Here is a 16809-nt window from a genome sequence, read left to right on the forward strand (position 1 = left end):
CAGACCGCTCAGGCGGAGTCGGCGAGCGTCCCGAACGCGCTGCGGTGGAAGACCAGCGGCTGCGACGTGTCGGCGTGCTCGATGGCGTGCAGCTGCAGCAGCACGATGGTGTGGTCGCCGGCCTCGACCTCGTTGTAGATGGTGCAGTCGAACATCGCGAGGCCGTCGTCGAGCGTCACGGCTCCGTCACCGGTGGTCGTGACCGCGAGGCCGTCGAACCGGTGCTCCAGGGGGCCGGCCAGCTGCCGGCAGACGTCGCCGTGGTGGTCGGCGAGGATCGTCACGCCGAGGTGGGCCGCCTGGCGCAGCGACGGCCACGTCTTGGACGTGTTCGCGACCGAGAAGGACACCAGCGCGGGGTCGAGGCTCACCGACGTGAACGAGCTGGCGGCCAGGCCGACCAGCTGCCCGTCGACCTCCGAGGCCACCGCGACGACGCCGCTCGGGAAGACGCCGAAGGCCTCGCGGAGGCGCTCGGCGTCGAGGTCCTGGTTGGTGGTCAGCGGGATGGAGGTCATGCCGAGGCTCCTGTCCTGCTCCGGAGGAGAGCCGTGATCGTGGGCAGGGACAGCTCGAGCCAGTGCGCGTACGCCGCGGGGTCGTCGTACGCCGAGTCGACGACGTACAGCCCCTTGGTCGCGACGACGCCGCCGATCTCGGTGAGCACCGGCCGCAGCGTGAGCTCGGGTGCCAGCGCGTGTCCAGGCCCGGCCCCGAGCATGAGGGGTACGGCGATGCCGCCGAGCCCGTCGGTCGCGAACCGGTCGAGGAAGAGCTTGAGGAGCCCGGTGTAGGTGCCCTTGTAGGTCGGGGACGCGAAGACCACGAGGTCGGCCGCTCCGACGCCAGCGACCAGCTCGGCCACCTGCTCGTCCTTCCAGTCGAGGATCGCCGCACCGAGGTCGGCGAGGTCCACGACGAGGTCGGGCGCCTGGCCGGACAGCTCGGTGGCGACGTACGTCGCGGCGTCGAGCGTGCGGCTCTGCGGCTTGGGGTTGCCGACGACCACCGCGACCTGCAGCCCGGTCACGACGCGGCCTTCGAGGAGCCGAACGGGACGGAGGCCGTCACCGAGTGCTGCGGCGTCGGGTGCTGCCAGAGCCCTCGGCGGGTCAGCTCGGGCAGCACGCCCTCGCCGAACCAGTAGGACTCCTCGAGGTGCGGGTAGCCCGAGAGCACGAACTCGGAGATGCCGACCGCCTGGTACTGCTCGATCAGGTCGGCGATCTCGGCGTGGCTGCCGACCATCGCGGTGCCGGCGCCGCCGCGGACCAGGCCGACACCGGCCCAGAGGTTGGGGTGGATCTCGAGGCCGTCCTTGGAGCCCTGGTTGAGCTGGAGCATCCGGGCCTGGCCGACGGACTCGCTCTTCCTCAGGCCGTCCTGGACCCGGGCGATCTCCTCATCGGAGATGTGGGCGAGCAGGCGGTCCGCCTCGGCCCATGCCTCGTCGGAGGTGTCACGGGCGATGGTGTGCAGCCGGATGCCGAACCGGATCTGTCCCTCGCGGCCCTCGTCGGCGGCCAGCTTGCGGATCCACTCGACCTTCTCGGCGACGGCGGCCGGCGGCTCGCCCCAGGTGAGGTAGACGTCGACGTGCTTGGCCGCGACCTTGCCGGCCGCCGGCGACGAGCCGCCGAAGTAGATCTGGGGCAACGGGTCCGGGATCTGGGTGAGCACCGCGTCCTCGACGTGCAGGTGCTTGCCCTCGAAGGTGACCGAGTCGCCGGTCCAGAGCCGCCGGACGATGGTGAGGAACTCGTCGCAGCGCTCGTAGCGACCGTCCTTGTCCAGGAAGTCGCCGAACATCCGCTGCTCCTTGCTCTCCCCGCCGGTGACGACGTTGAGGGCGACGCGGCCGCCGGTGAGGTTCTGGAAGGAGCCCGCCATCTGGGCGGCGATGAACGGCGAGGTGAGCCCGGGCCGGAACGCGACCAGGAACTTCAGCCGCTCCGAGACCTGGCTGATCATCGCGGTGGTCACCCAGGCGTCCTCGCACCAGGCACCCGTCGGGGTCAGCGCGGCCTCGAAGCCCAGCTGCTCGGCGCTCCGGGCGATCTGCCCGAGGTACGGCACGGACGCCGGGCGCCCGGCGGCGCCGGCCTCGACGCCGTGGCCGCCACCGACGACCTGCCGGCCGTCGCCGCCGTTGGTGGGCAGGAACCAGTGGAACTTGAGCTCTGACATGACGTCCTTCCGGCAGTGTGGTGACCGTGCTCGTCCATGTCTATGTCTATCAGAGTGCTTGAATTAAGGCCGGATGCAAGGCTGGCTGGGTCACCGCGCTCACAGCTCCGACGGAGGGGTGAGAGGCATGACCTGTCACCGATGCAGATCGACCAGCCGGAGTTCATCGCCGCGGGAACCGATCCTGTGGCGGCGCCGTCCGACCGGGCATGACCCAGACGCCCACTCGCCTCCTGCTCCCCGCGCTGCTCGTGACGGCGCTCGCTCTCACCGGCTGCTCCGGCGGCGGCGGTGAGGATGACTCCGGCGGTTCGAGCTCCGTCGCCGCCGACGCGCCCGCGGCCGAGCGCCAGGGCAACCAGCTCGTCGACGGCGACAACGTCGACAGCATCGCGTCGAAGCCGGACGAGGGGTCGCGCGCCGAGCCCGTGGTCGCGGAGCAGCAGGCGCTCATCCGCAAGGGCAGCATCGCGCTGCAGGCCGACGACGTGGGTCAGGCCCAGATCGACGTGCAGAAGGTCGTCGACCGCCACTCCGGGCAGGTCACCGACGAGAACAGCCAGTCCGACAAGGACGGCGAGCCGACCTACACCCGGATGGTGCTGCGGATCCCGTCCGACGAGTTCGACGAGGCCGTCGGCGAGCTCAAGGCCATCGGCAAGCTCGAGGACGCGAAGACCAAGCAGGAGGACGTCACCACCCAGGTGATCGACGTGCAGACCCGGTTGCGGGTGCAGAAGCGCAGCATCGCCCGGATCACCGTGCTCTTCCAGCAGGCGACCAGCATCCGCGACATCATGGCGATCGAGTCCGAGCTCTCGCAGCGGCAGGCCGACCTGGACGCCCTCGAGCAGCAGGCCGCCTACCTCGCGGACCAGACCTCGATGTCGACGATCGCCGTCAGCATCGACCGGACCCCGGACAAGAAGGCGGCGGCGGCCGAGGACGAGGACGACGCCGGCTTCGTCGCCGGGCTCAAGGCCGGCTGGGGCGCCCTGTCGACCTTCGCCGTCGGGCTCGCCACCGCCCTCGGCGCACTGCTGCCGTGGCTGGTCGTGGTCCTTATCGTGGGCATCCCGACGCTGCTGCTGGTCCGGGCCCTGCGACGGCGTACGCCTCAGTCGAGCGGGTAGCCCTGGACGAACTCGGTCAGCCGCTTGAGCTGGTCGGGGTCGGTGGACGGCAGGACGCCGTGGCCGAGGTTGAAGACGTGGCCACGGGCGGCCCGCCCGGCCTCGATCACCTCGGCGGCGCGCGAGGTCATCACCTCGGTGGGGGCGAAGACCAGGGTCGGGTCGAGGTTGCCCTGCACGGACCGGTCGCCGACCCGCGCGATGGCGTCGTCGAGCGGGGTGCGCCAGTCGACGCCGACCACGTCGGCGCCGGCCTCGCCCATCAGGCCGAGCAGGTTCGACGTACCGACGCCGAAGTGGATGCGCGGCACCCCGAGCGCACCGGCCCGCTGCAGCACCCAGGACGAGTGCGGCATCACGTGCTCGCGGTAGTCGCGCGGGGTGAGCGCGCCGGCCCACGAGTCGAAGAGTTGGACGGCGGAGGCACCGGCGGCGACCTGCACCTCGAGGTACGCCGCGGAGATGCCCCTGATCTTGCGCATCAGCGCGTCCCAGACGTCGGGGGCGCCGAACATCATGGCCTTGGTCTTGGCGTGGTCCTTCGACGGACCGCCCTCGACCAGGTACGACGCGACCGTGAACGGTGCGCCCGCGAACCCGATCAGCGGCGTACCGCCGAGCTCGGCGACCAGGCCGCGCACCGCCGCCGTGATGTACGGGACGTGCTCCGCGGTGAGGTCGGGGATCGCCGCGACGTCGGCCAGGCTGCGGACGGGCTTCGCGACCACCGGGCCGATGCCGGGCTTGATGTCGAGGTCGACCCCGATCGCCTTGAGCGGGAGCACGATGTCGGAGAAGAAGATGGCCGCGTCGACGCCGTACCGACGCACCGGCTGGAGCGTGATCTCGACGACCAGCTCCGGGTCCATGCAGGAGTCCAGCATGCCGACGCCCTCGCGGATGGCGAGGTACTCGGGCAGCGACCGGCCCGCCTGACGCATGAACCAGACCGGCGTGTGCGGGACGGGCTCGCCGCGGACCGCCTTGAGGAAAGCACTGTTGCGGAGGTCCTCGTGCGGGTCGGGCATGGACGAAGCCTCGCAGGTGAGTCGGCGTGTTCGCACATCGGCAGCGCACGGGCCGACTTACTGTGAGGACATGGTGGTCGGGCAGGAGACACACCCGGCAACGGGTGCGAGCACGGCTCCGGCCGAGTTCCGCGAGGCCGTGGCCACCATGCACGCTGCCCGGTTGCGGCCGGAGATCCTGTGCGAGGAGATGCCGGCGCCCCAGCGGATCGCCCCCTGGGCGTCCGCCCTCTCGGCCGACGTGACCGTCGACGGTGTCGACGTCGGGACCGGCCGGATCATCCTGCTCCACGACCCCGCAGGCAACGAGGCGTGGTCGGGCACCTTCCGCTGCGTCGCCTACGCCCGCGCCGAGGTCGACCTCGAGCTGATCACCGACCCGATGCTGGCGATGGTCGGCTGGACCTGGCTCACCGAGGCGCTCGACGAGCACGGTGCGTCGTACGTCGCCGCCTCGGGTACCGTCACCCGCGTGGCCACCGAGAGCTTTGGCGGGATGGCCGACGAGGGCGGCACCGCCCAGATCGAGATCCGGGCGTCCTGGACGCCCGTGGCTCCCGAGGACGCGCCCGACCTGGCGCCGCTCGACCTCGCCCCGCACGTCGAGGCGTGGGGCGAGCTCCTGTGCACCTCCGCCGGACTCCCGCCGGTCCCCGACGGCGTGGCCGTGATGCCCAGCCGGCGCGGCCAGCGCGGCGGCGGTCGCTGACCCGATGACCGAAGAAGAGACCACCGCGCCCGCTCCCCCTCCCCCGCCGCTGCTCACCCTGCGCGACGGCCTGCCGCCGGTCATCGAGACCCCGGAGGCCCTGGCCGAGATGTGCGAGCAGCTGGCGTCCGGCACCGGTCCGGTGGCGATCGACGCGGAGCGTGCGTCGGGCTACCGCTACTCGTCCCGCGCCTACCTGATCCAGCTGCGGCGGGAGGGCACGACGACGTTCCTCGTCGACCCGATCGCCTTCGAGTCGCTCGAGCCGCTCCAACGCACGCTCGAGGGCACCGAGTGGATCCTGCACGCGGCGACCCAGGACCTGCCGTGCCTCAACGAGGTCGGGCTCTACCCGACGGAGCTCTTCGACACCGAGCTCGCCGGCCGTCTCCTCGGCTATCCCCGGGTCGGGCTCGCGACGCTGGTCGAGACCCTGCTCGGCTTCCACCTCGCCAAGGAGCACTCCGCCGTCGACTGGTCGACCCGGCCGCTGCCGGTGCCGTGGCTGGAGTACGCCGCGCTCGACGTCGAGGTCCTCGTCGAGCTGCGCGACCTGCTCGCCGCCGAGCTCGTGGAGACGGGCAAGGACCAGTGGGCCCAGCAGGAGTTCGACTACCTGCGCAGCTTCGTCCCCGCCGTACGCGTCGACGCGTGGCGGCGTACGTCCGGCGTCCACCGGGTCCGCGGCCGACGCGCGCTCGGCGCCGTACGCGAGCTGTGGGAGACGCGCAACGAGATCGCCGAGCAGCGCGACGTGACGCCCGGCCGGATCCTGCCGGACGCCGCGATCATCGCCGCGGCGACGGCACTCCCGACCGACCGCGACGCGCTGCTGGCGACGAAGGGCTTCCACGGCCGCGGTGCCGACCGCTACGCCTCCCGCTGGGTCGCCGCCCTGACCCGCGCCGCCGAGCTCGACGAGGACGACCTGCCGACCCGCGCCCCGCGCGGCGACGGGCCCCCGCTGCCGCGCGCCTGGGCCGAGAAGGACCCCGTCGCCGCCCGCCGTCTCGTCCTGGCCCGCGAGGCGCTCGCCGAGCTCGCCCAGGAGCAGCACCTCCCCGTCGAGAACGTCCTCACGCCCGACTACCTCCGCCGCACGCTCTGGACACCGCCGTCCTCCCGCGACCCGGAGAAGCTCGCCGCCGCCGTCGCCGACCAGCTCGCCGGGTACGGCGCCCGTCCGTGGCAGATCGACCTCGCCGGCCCGGTCCTCGTCGACGCGATCCTCACCGCCGACGTCGAGCCCGAGGTCGTCGTGCCCGACTCCGACGCCGACTCCGACGCCTGACCTCGGCTGCTCTCACTGGCCGTAGGAGTACCGCAGGTCTGCGAACAGCAGCTCGCTGAGCCGGCGCCGTAGTCCGCGTGCTGTGATCTCGTCGGGCGGCTCGTCCGGCGTGAGCAAGCGGAATCGCACCCTTGTGTCCATCCCCCCGCCGTCGGCGAGGTCCAGGTGCACCTGGTCACGCGGCCTGGCTGGCCAGAGCGATGTCCACACGACCCGCACCGGATGCTCCGCCTCGACCAGCTCCGGCTCGACCTCATCGTCCAGCAGCCGCAGCCACGGCCGGGCACCCGGCTGGTGCGGTTCGGTCAGCGATCCCCAGACGATCGTGGGTGGCGGCGGCAGTCGGTTGCTCCGGGACGCGATCTCGATCACTCGAGCAGGCTAGGTCCGCAGCCGGACGCGGGCCACCGAGATATCGCGCCTCTGGACATGGCTGTGGCCCCGCCGGCGGTGCCGGCGGGGTGTGGTCAGCGGGTATGTCGGGTGTGGGTGGTGTCCCAGGCGTAGGAGTACCCGTACGGAGTGGTCCAGGTGAACGTCGTCGGGCTGGTGCGGGTGACGGTCCAGCCGCCGTGGGTCTTGTAGCGGTGATGACCCCGGCAGAGCGGGGCGAGGTTGACGGACTCGGTGTTGGTGCCGTCGAAGTTCTCGAGGTGGTCGAGGTCGGCGGGTCTTGCCGGTCGGGTGCAGTGCGGGAAGACGCAGGTCGCGTTGGTCAGCACCGCCTGCTCCCGCATCGCCTCGGTGGGCCGGTAGGCGTCCGCCGACAGGTGCTCGTTGAGGTCGATGACCGGGCGGACGATCACCTTGGTGTTGGTGCCGGCGCACCAGCCCCTGACCTGGTCGACCGAGATAGCGGACCGGGAGTTCTCGACACCGGCGACGCCTGCCTCCGACAGGTGGACGTAGATGACCAGCTCCCGCTTGCGCTGAGGCCGCGGCTCGTCGGACTGTTCGCCGGTCCCTAGGTCGAGGGTGAGCTCCCGGCGGGCGAGCGCCCCGGCGGCCATCGACCGGCGGACGTTCAACGACTCGGTGGAGCCGAGGTCGGCGAGCTCCTTGGCGCCGGCGGCGAGGGCGTCGTTGAAGTCGATCGCATCCGCCAGGTCGAGCTCCCCGTCGACGTGGACGGTGCCGTTGAAGGAGACCTGCTGAAGGTCGACGTCCAGGCAGCGTTCGTCGGCGGCCTCCCGGCGTCGCTTCTCGGCGAGCTCGGGGTCGAACCGGCGGATGGCGTCCTCGACGGCCCGGTCGATCTGCGCGAACGAGCACCGCCCGATGTGGTGCGCGAGGTGGGCGTCCACGTGACGCGCACCGTCACGGCACAGCGGCTTGGTGGCCTGGGCGATCTTGCGGGCCTTCCAGACCTGCACCCGACCCGTCGTGACGGCGGCCCAGATCTTCGGGAGCCGGTAGCGGATCTCCACCGCGTCACCCAGGTAGGTGCGGCCGGCGTCGGTCGACATCCCCAACGCGAGGGCGAGGTCACCGACGCAGAACTCCGCCACCAACGGGGCACCAGGTCCGGCGACCGCGAGCTCGCCCTGGGTGCCGTCCACGGTGGCGGCGTCGCCGATCGTGTCGGTGGGGTTCATGACCGCCCACTGCACGGCAAGGTGGAGCTTGTCGATCTCTGCTTGGTTCACCACCAGGTGGCGGTCGTGGAGCGCCGCCAGCACCTGGTCCGGCGAGTCGTACGACTCCCCGGTTCCGGTGGTGTTCTGGCCTTCGCTCATGGGTCTAGCCAAGCACTGGCCACCGACATTCAGACCCTGAAAACCGTTGTTTTGACCGGGATGTGGACACCCGCTTCAGATTTTTTTGGCAGGTCTTGCTGGGGTGGTCGAGTCTGTCGAGACCCCCGTGGGCCGACGTCGGCGGTCGGGTTGCGGGGGTCTCGACGACGCTCGCTGGCGCTCGCTGCTCGACCACCGGGGAAGCCGAAAAGCCGGGCGACGACCGCAACCCGCTGCCCGCCGCACCCGGCGTAGCTGCCTATCGGCGGCCCACCCGAACAGACCCGCAGCCAACGCACATCGCCCCGCCTACGCTGCGGAGGTCTCGACGACGCTCGCTGGCGCTCCCTGCTCGACCACCGGAAAGCCGGGCGACGACTGCAACCCGCCGCCCGCCGTACCCGGCGTAGCTGCCTATCGGCGACCGACCCGAACGCACCCGCAACCGACTGACAGTCGATCTACTCGCTGGGTGACTCCGACGGGCTGGCGGTGTCGGAGGCGGACTCGGGGTCGAGGACGGGCTTCGACTCGTCGTCGATCTGGGTGGTGAGGGCGTCGAGGTCGAGCACGCCGACGCCGTAGACCAGCTGCCGGAGGCTGGGCGCCACGGTCTCCTCGAGCTCGGGGAGGGTGTCGATCAGGGGCGGCACGGACATCGAGCGGACGCTGGAGTTGAAGAACGTGGAGTGCTCGGGGCGGCGGCCGGGCTGCAGGAAGTCGTCGGAGAGCGCGACCTCGACGTTGGCGGGCTGGAGGTAGCCGGTGCTCGCCACCAGGCCGACCCAGTCGGCGGAGACCTCGTGCACCATGAAGTCCGCCGCGAGGGAGGGGCTGGCGGTCTTCGCCGACATGCACAGCGACGTCACGTCGCCGACCGTCGACGCGCCGTCCAGCTTGGGCATCGGCATCACGTCGAAGTCGAGGTTGCTCTTCTGGCGCAGGACCGGCGTCAGCGAGCGGTCGCCGGCGATCATGCCGAGCTTGCCGCGCAGGAACCACCGGACGGCCGACGCCTCGTCGAGCTGGGTCTCGTCGAGGGTCACCTGCGGGTTGCGCAGCAACTCGAGGGTGCGTTCGAGGGCGTCCTTGCTGCTGTCGCTGGAGAAGGCGAGGGACGTGGGCTTGTCCTCGTCGTCGAAGACGGTGCCACCGCCGGACCGGATGAACGGGGCGAGCCCCTGGACCGTCGCCGCGATGTCGACGCCCTTCGAGCCCCGGGCGGGGCGGCTGGCGAACTCAGCTGCCGTCGTGAACTGGTCGAAGGACCAGCTGGTCGCGTCCTCGTCCGGTACGTCGAGGCCGCGGTTGCGCATGCGGTTGAAGTTGACCAGGCGCTTGTTGTAGTAGATGACGGTCGGCGTGACGCCGTACGGCATGCACTGCAGGTGGTCGTCGGCGCTGAGCGCCTCGAGCGCGTCGCGGGAGTAGGTGTCGCCGAACTCGACCCCCCGCTCGTCGAGCAGCTCGTCGACCGGCTGGTTGTACTGGTTCTCGAGCAGCCACGCGAGGTCCGACCGCGACGACATGAACACGTCCGGGACCGGGGTGCCCTGCTCGATGGCGGAGCGCATGGCGGCCTGCGTCGGCCAGCTCTGGATGGTCACGTCGATCGTGTCGGGGTTGAGGTTCCAGGCGTCGACGGTCGCGCGGAAGGCGCGCTGCACGTCGCGCGGACCGACGACACCGAAGGTGAGCTTGTCCGGCGGTGCCGTCGAGCTCGGGCTCGGCTCCGGCGGGGCGGGGTCCGACGAGTCGCCCGTGCACGCAGCGGTCGTCAGCACGGACGCAACCGCGACGCACGCCACGAGTCCCCGGGTAACCCTCACCAGACCTCCTCAGACCTGCGCTCGCACACAAGCCCGGGCAGGCCCGGGCCGGACCACCCTAGCGACCCAGTGGGTGGAACTGACGGGCGGCGGCGACCACCCGATCGAACGTCGCCCGGTCGAGCGCGGCACCCTCGCGACGTACGGCGGAACGCTCGAGCGTGATCAACCGGTCCAGCCGGACCTCGCTGGGCCGCCGCTGCCGGTCCCAGTCGCCGGTGCCGACGTCCATCCAGTGCCGGCCCCACCGCGCCTCCTGCTCGGCGTCGCGGTCGTGGTCCTTGCTGGTCAGCATCAGCCCGAGGAGGCTGCCGCCCTGGACCCCGATCAGGAGCACCGGCCGGTCCTTGCCCTGCTGCGGGTCCTCCTCGAACGGGACCCAGCCCCACACCACCTCACCGGGGTCGGGGCGGCCGTCGGCGCGCGGTGCGTACGAGACGGCCGCGGGCCCGGACCGAGCGGGACGGCTGAAGAGCCGCCGGAGGAGTCGCATCCTCGCACCTTAGAAGAAGGAGTACGCCGGACCGGGAGCGCCTCACGGCGCGTGGCCGCTCGTGGCGGCTAATTTTGGGACCCGGGGCTGCCGCGGTCCGGCGTACCCCTCGCAGAGTCTAACCGGGTCAGGCCAGCCCTTGTTCCAGCTCGAGGTGACCCGCCGTCTCGAGCTGCTCGGAGAGCACCAGCATCCGCTGCACCTCGGCGTCGGTGCGGTCGCTCAGCGACGCCCGGCCGGTCGCGACGACCCGGGCGAACGCGGCCGCGCGCAGCAGCACGTCGGCGAAGTCGCTGCCCGCGATCCCGCGGAGCACCTCGTCGACCATGGCCTTCAGCTGCTCCGGTCCGGGCGGGTCGGCTACGCCGGCGACGACGCGCGCGACCTGGGCGGTGCGGCCGGCCTCGAACTCGCGGGAGACGCGCACCGGCTCGGCGTACACCCACGAGCGCAGCAGGTAGAGCCGCCACAGACAGCCGGCCAGCGAGTCCGCCGGCGACCCCGACCAGACCTCGGCGATGGTCTCGATGCCCTCGGTGTCCGCCAGGTGGAGCAGCCGGTCGGCGACCTCCGCGTCGCCGACCTCGCGGGTGCCGCGCACCAGCAGCTGTGCCGCCCGGTCGGCGGCCTCGCTCACGAGCGCCGGGTCCGTGCCGCCGACGAGCGCCTCGAAGTAGTTGGCGCCGGGCGTCATGGGCCGGTGGTGGATCCTGTCAGTCACGACGAAAGGCTACGTCGGATGCGTTGGTCGCTGACCGGGTACGGCGTCCCGAGCTGCTGGGCCCACAGCGAGACCCGGTACTCCTCGAGCATCCACCGCACCTGCCGCAGGTGCGCGCCGGGCGGCCGGCCCGGAGGCAGCGCGTCGACCTGGTGCAGGTAGGCGTCCTGGAGGTCGGCGACCTGGTCCATCAGCTGCCGGTCGCGGTGGAGGTTGCCGTCGAGCCGCTCGCGGCGCTGCTCGAGCGCGGCGAGGTAGGTCGGGTAGCGGCGCAGCTGGGTCGCGCCGGCCTCGGCGACGAACCCGCCGTGCACCAGTCGCGCGAGCTGCGCCCGCATGTCGGTGAGGGCGGGCAGCATCAGCATCTCGGCGCGGCCGCTCAGCGCCTTCTCCGCCTGCCGCCATCCGGAGAGCACCCGGATCACGTCGGCCATCGTGGCGCGCAGGTGCGCCTCGTGCTCGCGCCTCGCCTCGACCAGCAGCGCGTCGTACGCCGCCCGGTCCCGCACCGTCGGACGCGCGTCGACGACCGCCTGCACGACGGCTGCCCGGCAGTCCTCGAGCAGCTCGGCGACGCTCGGGTACGGCGAGCCCGCGAGGCCGAGCTTCTCCACGTTGGTCAGGTCGCGCAGGATCGTCGGAACGGGTGACGGGATCGCCAGCAGGAGGAGCCTGCTCACGCCGAGGCGGTGCCGCGCCTCCTGCTCCTCCTCGGTGCCGAAGACCTGCAGCCCGACCGTCGCACCCTCGTCGACCAGGGCCGGGAAGACGCGCACCTGGTGGCCCGCCCGCACCTGGTCGAACGACGCCTCGATCGGGTCGAACACCCAGGACGTCTCGCCCGTGCGCGCCAGCCCGCTGTCGGTCGCGACCTCGGCGAGGGCAGCCGCGAACTGGGGCCGCAGCGGCTCCTTCAGCGCCTCCAGGTCCTTGCCCCGGGCCTGCTCCTGGCCGTTCTCGTCGACGACGCGGTACGTCGGTCGCAGGTGCTCGGGGACCTTCGACCAGTCCCATGCCTCGCGGGGGACGACGACGCCGGTCGTCGACCGGCACCAGCGCTCGAGGGCGTCGAGCAGCGGCTCCTCCCCCGGCGGCACGGCGGCCAGGAACTCCCGCGCCTTGTTGGGCGCCGGGACGAACGAGACCCGGAGGTTCTTGGGCAGGCTGCGGATCAGGCTGGTGACGAGCTCCTCGCGCAGGCCGGGGACGTTCCAGGAGAAGTCGTCGGCCTCCACCTGGTTGAGCGTGGCGACGGGCACCTCGATAGTCAGGCCGTCGTCGGCCGCACCGGGCTCGAAGTGGTAGCTGATCGGGAAGGTCAGCCCCCCGCCGTCCCAGAGCTCCGGGTAGTCGCCGGCGCTCACCTCGTCGGCGGTGTCGTGGGTCAGCATCGACAGGTCGAAGTCGAGCAGGTCCGGACGTCGACGCCGCTCCTGCTTCCACCACTGGTCGAAGTGCGCGCCGCCGACCACCTGGGGCCCGACCCGCGCGTCGTAGAAGTCGAAGAGCGTGTGCTCGTCGACGACGATGTCGCGGCGCCGGGCGCGGTGCTCGAGCTCCTCGGCCTCCTCGAGCAGGCGCCGGTTGGTCTCCATGAAGCGGTGGCGGGTGTTCCACTCGCCGTACACGAGCGCGTGGCGGATGAAGAGCTCCCGGGCGAGCGGGACGTCGACCTTGCCGTAGGAGATGAGGCGGTCGGCGACCAGAGGTACGCCGTACAGCGTGACCCGCTCGTGGGCCATCACGGCCGCGCGCTTCTTGCTCCAGTGGGGCTCGGAGTAGGTCCGCTTCGCCAGGTCACCGGCGAGCTTCTCGGCCCACTCGGGCTTGATGGCCGCGTTCTGCCGGGCCCACAGCCGGCTGGTCTCGACGAGCTCACCGGCCATCAGGAACTGCGGCTGCTTGCGGGCCAGCCCGCTGCCGGGGAAGATCGCGAACTTCGCGCCCCGGGCGCCGAGGTACTCGCGCATCGGCCGTCGGCCTCCGGACTTCTCCTTCTCCCTCTCCTCCAGCAGCCCGATGTGGGAGAGCAGGCCGGACAGGAGCGCCTGGTGGATGCCGTCCGCGTCCGGGAGATCGGCCGGCTGGCCGACCTCGATCTTCATCTCCTTGGCCACCTGGCGCAGCTGGGACTCGAAGTCCTGCCACTCGCGGACGCGCAGGTAGTTGAGGTACTCGCGCTTGCACATCCGGCGGAACGCCGAGGACGACAGCTCCCGCTGCTGCTCCTTGACGTAGCGCCACAGGTTGAGCCAGGTGAGGAAGTCGCTGCCCTCCGCCTTGAAGCGCGCGTGCAGCTGATCGGCCTGCGCCTGGAAGTCGGCCGGCCGCTCCCGCGGGTCCTGCAGGGACAGCGCCGCCGCGATCACGATCACCTCGCGGACACACCCGAGGCGCTCGGCCTCGAGGATCATCCGCGCCAGCCGCGGGTCGATCGGCAGGCGGGCGAGCCGGCGCCCGACCTGGGTCAGGCGGGCATCGCCCGTCGACAGCGCGCCGAGCTCCTCGAGCAGCTGCACCCCCGCCGAGACGTTGCGCTTGTCCGGCGGCTCGACGAACGGGAACTGCGCGATGTCACCGAGCCCGAGCGACGTCATCTGCAGGATGACGCTGGCCAGGTTGGTCCTCAGGATCTCCGGGTCGGTGAACTCCGGTCGGCCGTCGAAGTCCTCCTCCGAGTAGAGGCGTACGGCGATGCCGGCCTCGACCCGGCCGCACCGGCCCGAGCGCTGGTTGGCCGACGCCTGGCTGATCGGCTCGATCGGCAGGCGTTGCACCTTGGTGCGCACCGAGTAGCGGCTGATGCGCGCGACGCCGGTGTCCACGACGTACCGGATCCCGGGGACGGTCAGGGAGGTCTCGGCGACGTTGGTGGCGAGCACGACGCGGCGTACCGACGCCCCGTGCGAGGAGAACACCCGGTGCTGCTCGGCCGCCGAGAGCCGCGAGTAGAGCGGCACGATCTCCGTCCGCGGCAGGTCCTTCATCGCGTCGGCGGTGTCCCGGATCTCGCGCTCGCCAGGCAGGAAGACCAGGATGTCGCCAGGCCCCTCGGCCGAGAGCTCCTTGACCGCGTCGACGATCGCCTCGGTCTGGTCGCGCACGACGACCTCGCCGTCCTCGTCCTGGCCGTCGAGGTCCATGAGCGGCCGGTAGCGCACCTCGACCGGGTAGGTCCGCCCGGAGACCTCGATCACCGGGGCGTCGAAGTGCTGCGCGAAGCGGTCCACGTCGATCGTCGCCGACGTGATGATCAGCTTGAGGTCCGGCCGCCGCGGGAGCAGCCGCTTGAGGTAGCCGAGCAGGAAGTCGATGTTGAGGCTGCGCTCGTGCGCCTCGTCGATGATGATCGTGTCGTATTTCTTGAGCATCCGGTCGCGCTGGAGCTCGGCCAGCAGGATGCCGTCGGTCATCAGCTTGACCCGGCTCGCCTTCGAGGTCCGGTCGGTGAACCGGACCTGGTAGCCGACCAGGTCGCCGAGCTCGCTCCCCAGCTCGCTGGCGATCCGCTCCGCGACCGAGCGGGCCGCGATCCGCCGCGGCTGGGTGTGCCCGATCAGCCCGCCGCCGCCCTTGCCCCGGACGCCGCGGCCGAGCTCGAGGCAGATCTTCGGCAGCTGGGTCGTCTTCCCGGACCCGGTCTCGCCCGCGATGATCACGACCTGGTGGTCGCGGATCGCCTCGGCGATGTCGTCCTTGCGCTGGCTGACCGGCAGCTCCGGCGGATAGGAGATCTGGAGCTCGTCGGTCATGGCGGATCCATTGTGCCGGGGTCGTCCACGGGGTTTGCATCTAGAACGTGTTCTAGGATCCCGGCATGACCGAGGCACAGCAGTACGACGTCGTGGTGGTGGGCTCCGGAGGCGGGGCGATGACGGGGGCGTTCCTCGCCCAGAAGGCCGGTCTGTCCACCGTCGTGGTCGAGAAGACGCCGCTGATCGGCGGCACCTCTGCGTACTCCGGTGGTGCGTGCTGGCTCCCGGGCAGCCAGGTGCAGCAGCGCGCCGGGATCGGTGACTCCACCGAGGGCGCCCGCGACTACCTCGGCGCGATCCTCGAGGACCCCGACGCCGCGAAGGTGGAGGCGTTCCTCGCCCACTCCCCCGAGCTGGTCGCCGAGCTCGAGGAGGCGGGACTGCCCTTCGAGTGGCTGCCGTTCGCCGAGTACTACGACGCCCCCGGTCGCGTCACCATGGGCCGCTCCATCCAGCCCGTCAGCATCAAGCGCGGCGAGCTGCCGCCCGAGGTCGCCGAGCTGGTGCGCCCGCCGGTCGAGCGCGACCGCGCGGGCGAGGGCGGGCGCAACACCCTCAGCGGCGGCCAGGCCCTAATCGCCCGGCTGGCGGCGCTGTACGTCGCGGCCGGCGGCGAGATCCGGACCAACCTGCCCGTCACCGGGCTGGTCGTCGACGACCAACGCGTCGTCGGAGTCGCCGCCATGACCGCCGAGGGTCCGCTGGTGATCAGCGCCCGACGGGGCGTGCTGGTCGCCGCGGGCGGCTTCGAGGGCAGCGCCGCGCTGCGCGCCGAGCACGGCGTGCCCGGTGACGTGGCCTGGACGATGGCGCCCCGCGACACCAACACCGGCGAGCCGATCCAGGCCGGCATCTCGATCGGCGCGGCCACCGACTTCCGGGGCGTGGGCTGGTTCTGCCCGGGCCTGGAGCAGCCGGACGGCGGCGGCTCGTTCACGCTCGGCTTCCGGTCCGGGCTGATGGTCGACGCGACCGGCAAGCGCTACGCCAACGAGTGCCTGCCCTACGACCGGTTCGGGCGCGAGATGGCCAAGGCGCCGGAGCGGATCCCGTCCTGGTTCGTCTTCGACTCCCGCGAGGGCGGGCGACTGCCGGCGATCGCGATGCCCGAGGGCGAACCGGCCGAGCACCTCGCCGCCGGCACCTGGGTGCAGGCGGACACGCTCGCGGAGCTGGCCGAGCTGACCGGCGTACCCGCCGACGCGCTCGCCGCCAGCGTCGAGCGCTTCAACGGCTTCTGCGTAAGCGGCGTCGACGAGGACTTCGGGCGCGGCGAGGACGAGTACGACACGTTCTTCGCCGGCGGCACCGGGCCCAACAAGGCGCTGACGCCGTGCGACCAGCCGCCGTACCTCGCGGCCCGGTTCGTGCTCTCCGACCTCGGCACCAAGGGCGGCCTGGTCACCGACGCGGCCGGCCGGGTGCTCCGCGAGGACGGCTCGGCGATCGCCGGGCTCTACGCCTCGTCGAACTCGGTCGCCTCGGTCTTCGGCAGCGTCTACCCCGGCCCGGGGGCCCCGCTCGGCTCGGCGATGGTGTTCGCCTCCCTGGCCGTGCGGGACATCGCCGGCTAGCTAGCGGTTGCTGGGCGGCTGCGGCGGGTTGCCATGCTGACCCTGCTGCTGGCCGGGCCCGCCCTGCTGGAAGCGCTGGCCCGGGCCACCCTGCCGGAAGTCGGGCCGGCCGCCGTCGGAGTCGCCGTGCACGGCGTACCCGATGATGCCGCCGGCGAGGCCGCCGATCAGCAGGGTGGCGGCGGCGACGGCGCCGACCACGGGGAGGCCGAGGGTGTGGCGCACCTTCGGCGGCGCCGGCTCGGCCGGTGGAGTCTCGGGTGGAACGGTCACGGTCTGCTCGGTCATGGCCTGAGGGTGACGGGGCGACCTGTGCAGAACCTGTGGCCGAGCGGTGAGCATGTCCTGAGGTC

The 16809-nt window shown here is 71.8% G+C and carries 15 protein-coding genes; 4 read left to right on the top strand and 11 right to left on the bottom strand.

Annotation, left to right across the window (positions count from 1 at the left end; genetic code table 11):
* Positions 1-8 precede the first annotated feature (8 nt).
* From ABEA34_RS06340 to ABEA34_RS06350, 3 genes are read right to left on the bottom strand one after another with little or no spacing between them, the layout of a single operon-like run.
* Positions 9-518 (bottom strand): flavin reductase family protein, encoded by a 510-nt coding sequence (locus ABEA34_RS06340; RefSeq protein ID WP_345520382.1) that lies wholly within the window; start codon positions 516-518, stop codon positions 9-11.
* Positions 515-1030: an NADPH-dependent FMN reductase gene (locus ABEA34_RS06345; protein ID WP_345520384.1), complete on the bottom strand. Its 516-nt coding sequence runs from the start codon at positions 1028-1030 to the stop codon at positions 515-517. The genes ABEA34_RS06340 and ABEA34_RS06345 overlap by 4 nt, the downstream gene beginning before the upstream one ends.
* Positions 1027-2187 (bottom strand): LLM class flavin-dependent oxidoreductase, encoded by a 1161-nt coding sequence (locus tag ABEA34_RS06350; RefSeq protein ID WP_345520386.1) that lies wholly within the window; start codon positions 2185-2187, stop codon positions 1027-1029. The genes ABEA34_RS06345 and ABEA34_RS06350 overlap by 4 nt, the downstream gene beginning before the upstream one ends.
* A 209-nt stretch (positions 2188-2396) precedes the next feature.
* Here ABEA34_RS06350 and ABEA34_RS06355 point away from each other — a divergent pair, with 209 nt between their 5' ends.
* Positions 2397-3320 carry a DUF4349 domain-containing protein gene (locus ABEA34_RS06355; protein WP_345520388.1) on the top strand — a complete coding sequence of 308 codons (924 nt, stop codon included), beginning with the start codon at positions 2397-2399 and terminating at the stop codon, positions 3318-3320.
* On the opposite strand, the gene hemE is transcribed toward ABEA34_RS06355, so the two are convergent.
* On the bottom strand, positions 3305-4348 hold the full coding sequence (gene hemE / locus ABEA34_RS06360) for a uroporphyrinogen decarboxylase (RefSeq protein WP_345520390.1): 1044 nt from the start codon (positions 4346-4348) through the stop codon (positions 3305-3307). The two genes, ABEA34_RS06355 and hemE, sit on opposite strands and share 16 nt — an antisense overlap.
* Positions 4349-4418: 70 nt before the next feature.
* Here hemE and ABEA34_RS06365 point away from each other — a divergent pair, with 70 nt between their 5' ends.
* Together ABEA34_RS06365 and ABEA34_RS06370 are read left to right on the top strand one after the other, a co-directional pair.
* Complete coding sequence (locus tag ABEA34_RS06365; protein WP_345520392.1) at positions 4419-5057, top strand: DUF3000 domain-containing protein; 639 nt, start codon at positions 4419-4421, stop codon at positions 5055-5057.
* A 4-nt stretch (positions 5058-5061) separates the two neighbouring features.
* Positions 5062-6348, top strand: coding sequence for a ribonuclease D (locus ABEA34_RS06370; RefSeq protein ID WP_345520394.1), 1287 nt, complete (start codon positions 5062-5064; stop codon positions 6346-6348).
* Positions 6349-6360: 12 nt separating this feature from the next.
* Here ABEA34_RS06370 and ABEA34_RS06375 read toward each other — a convergent pair whose 3' ends face one another.
* From ABEA34_RS06375 to hrpA, 6 genes are all read right to left on the bottom strand, one after another.
* On the bottom strand, positions 6361-6720 hold the full coding sequence (locus tag ABEA34_RS06375; protein WP_345520396.1) for a hypothetical protein: 360 nt from the start codon (positions 6718-6720) through the stop codon (positions 6361-6363).
* A gap of 95 nt (positions 6721-6815) precedes the next feature.
* Positions 6816-8084 carry an HNH endonuclease signature motif containing protein gene (locus tag ABEA34_RS06380; protein ID WP_345520399.1) on the bottom strand — a complete coding sequence of 423 codons (1269 nt, stop codon included), beginning with the start codon at positions 8082-8084 and terminating at the stop codon, positions 6816-6818.
* 461 nt (positions 8085-8545) lie between these two features.
* On the bottom strand, positions 8546-9868 hold the full coding sequence (locus tag ABEA34_RS06385; RefSeq protein ID WP_345520401.1) for an ABC transporter substrate-binding protein: 1323 nt from the start codon (positions 9866-9868) through the stop codon (positions 8546-8548).
* Positions 9869-9971: 103 nt separating this feature from the next.
* Entirely contained in the window at positions 9972-10406 is a 435-nt protein-coding gene (locus ABEA34_RS06390) for a type II toxin-antitoxin system PemK/MazF family toxin (RefSeq protein ID WP_345520403.1), read from the bottom strand.
* Positions 10407-10533: 127 nt separating this feature from the next.
* The gene (locus ABEA34_RS06395; protein WP_345520404.1) at positions 10534-11127 is read right to left on the bottom strand and encodes a hypothetical protein; all 594 of its coding nucleotides are present in this window, start codon (positions 11125-11127) and stop codon (positions 10534-10536) included.
* Complete coding sequence (hrpA, locus tag ABEA34_RS06400) at positions 11124-14879, bottom strand: ATP-dependent RNA helicase HrpA (protein WP_345520405.1); 3756 nt, start codon at positions 14877-14879, stop codon at positions 11124-11126. The genes ABEA34_RS06395 and hrpA overlap by 4 nt, the downstream gene beginning before the upstream one ends.
* Before the next feature lie 65 nt (positions 14880-14944).
* Between hrpA and ABEA34_RS06405 the strand changes: the two genes are divergently transcribed.
* The gene (locus tag ABEA34_RS06405) at positions 14945-16456 is read left to right on the top strand and encodes an FAD-dependent oxidoreductase (protein ID WP_345520406.1); all 1512 of its coding nucleotides are present in this window, start codon (positions 14945-14947) and stop codon (positions 16454-16456) included.
* Here the strand turns inward: ABEA34_RS06405 and ABEA34_RS06410 are convergent, their stop codons facing one another.
* Positions 16457-16744 carry a hypothetical protein gene (locus ABEA34_RS06410; protein WP_345520407.1) on the bottom strand — a complete coding sequence of 96 codons (288 nt, stop codon included), beginning with the start codon at positions 16742-16744 and terminating at the stop codon, positions 16457-16459.
* Positions 16745-16809 lie beyond the last annotated feature (65 nt).

Source organism: Nocardioides conyzicola (genome assembly GCF_039543825.1).
Lineage (GTDB): Bacteria > Actinomycetota > Actinomycetes > Propionibacteriales > Nocardioidaceae > Nocardioides > Nocardioides conyzicola.

Coding starts and splice junctions, on each gene's coding strand:
- ABEA34_RS06370 (WP_345520394.1), top strand. CDS start 5,062: ATGACCGAAGAAGAGACCACCGCGCCCGCTCCCCCTCCCCCGCCGCTG.
- hrpA (WP_345520405.1), bottom strand. CDS start 14,879: ATGACCGACGAGCTCCAGATCTCCTATCCGCCGGAGCTGCCGGTCAGC.
- ABEA34_RS06350 (WP_345520386.1), bottom strand. CDS start 2,187: ATGTCAGAGCTCAAGTTCCACTGGTTCCTGCCCACCAACGGCGGCGAC.
- hemE (WP_345520390.1), bottom strand. CDS start 4,348: ATGCCCGACCCGCACGAGGACCTCCGCAACAGTGCTTTCCTCAAGGCG.
- ABEA34_RS06390 (WP_345520403.1), bottom strand. CDS start 10,406: ATGCGACTCCTCCGGCGGCTCTTCAGCCGTCCCGCTCGGTCCGGGCCC.
- ABEA34_RS06405 (WP_345520406.1), top strand. CDS start 14,945: ATGACCGAGGCACAGCAGTACGACGTCGTGGTGGTGGGCTCCGGAGGC.
- ABEA34_RS06410 (WP_345520407.1), bottom strand. CDS start 16,744: ATGACCGAGCAGACCGTGACCGTTCCACCCGAGACTCCACCGGCCGAG.
- ABEA34_RS06365 (WP_345520392.1), top strand. CDS start 4,419: ATGGTGGTCGGGCAGGAGACACACCCGGCAACGGGTGCGAGCACGGCT.
- ABEA34_RS06380 (WP_345520399.1), bottom strand. CDS start 8,084: ATGAGCGAAGGCCAGAACACCACCGGAACCGGGGAGTCGTACGACTCG.
- ABEA34_RS06355 (WP_345520388.1), top strand. CDS start 2,397: ATGACCCAGACGCCCACTCGCCTCCTGCTCCCCGCGCTGCTCGTGACG.
- ABEA34_RS06340 (WP_345520382.1), bottom strand. CDS start 518: ATGACCTCCATCCCGCTGACCACCAACCAGGACCTCGACGCCGAGCGC.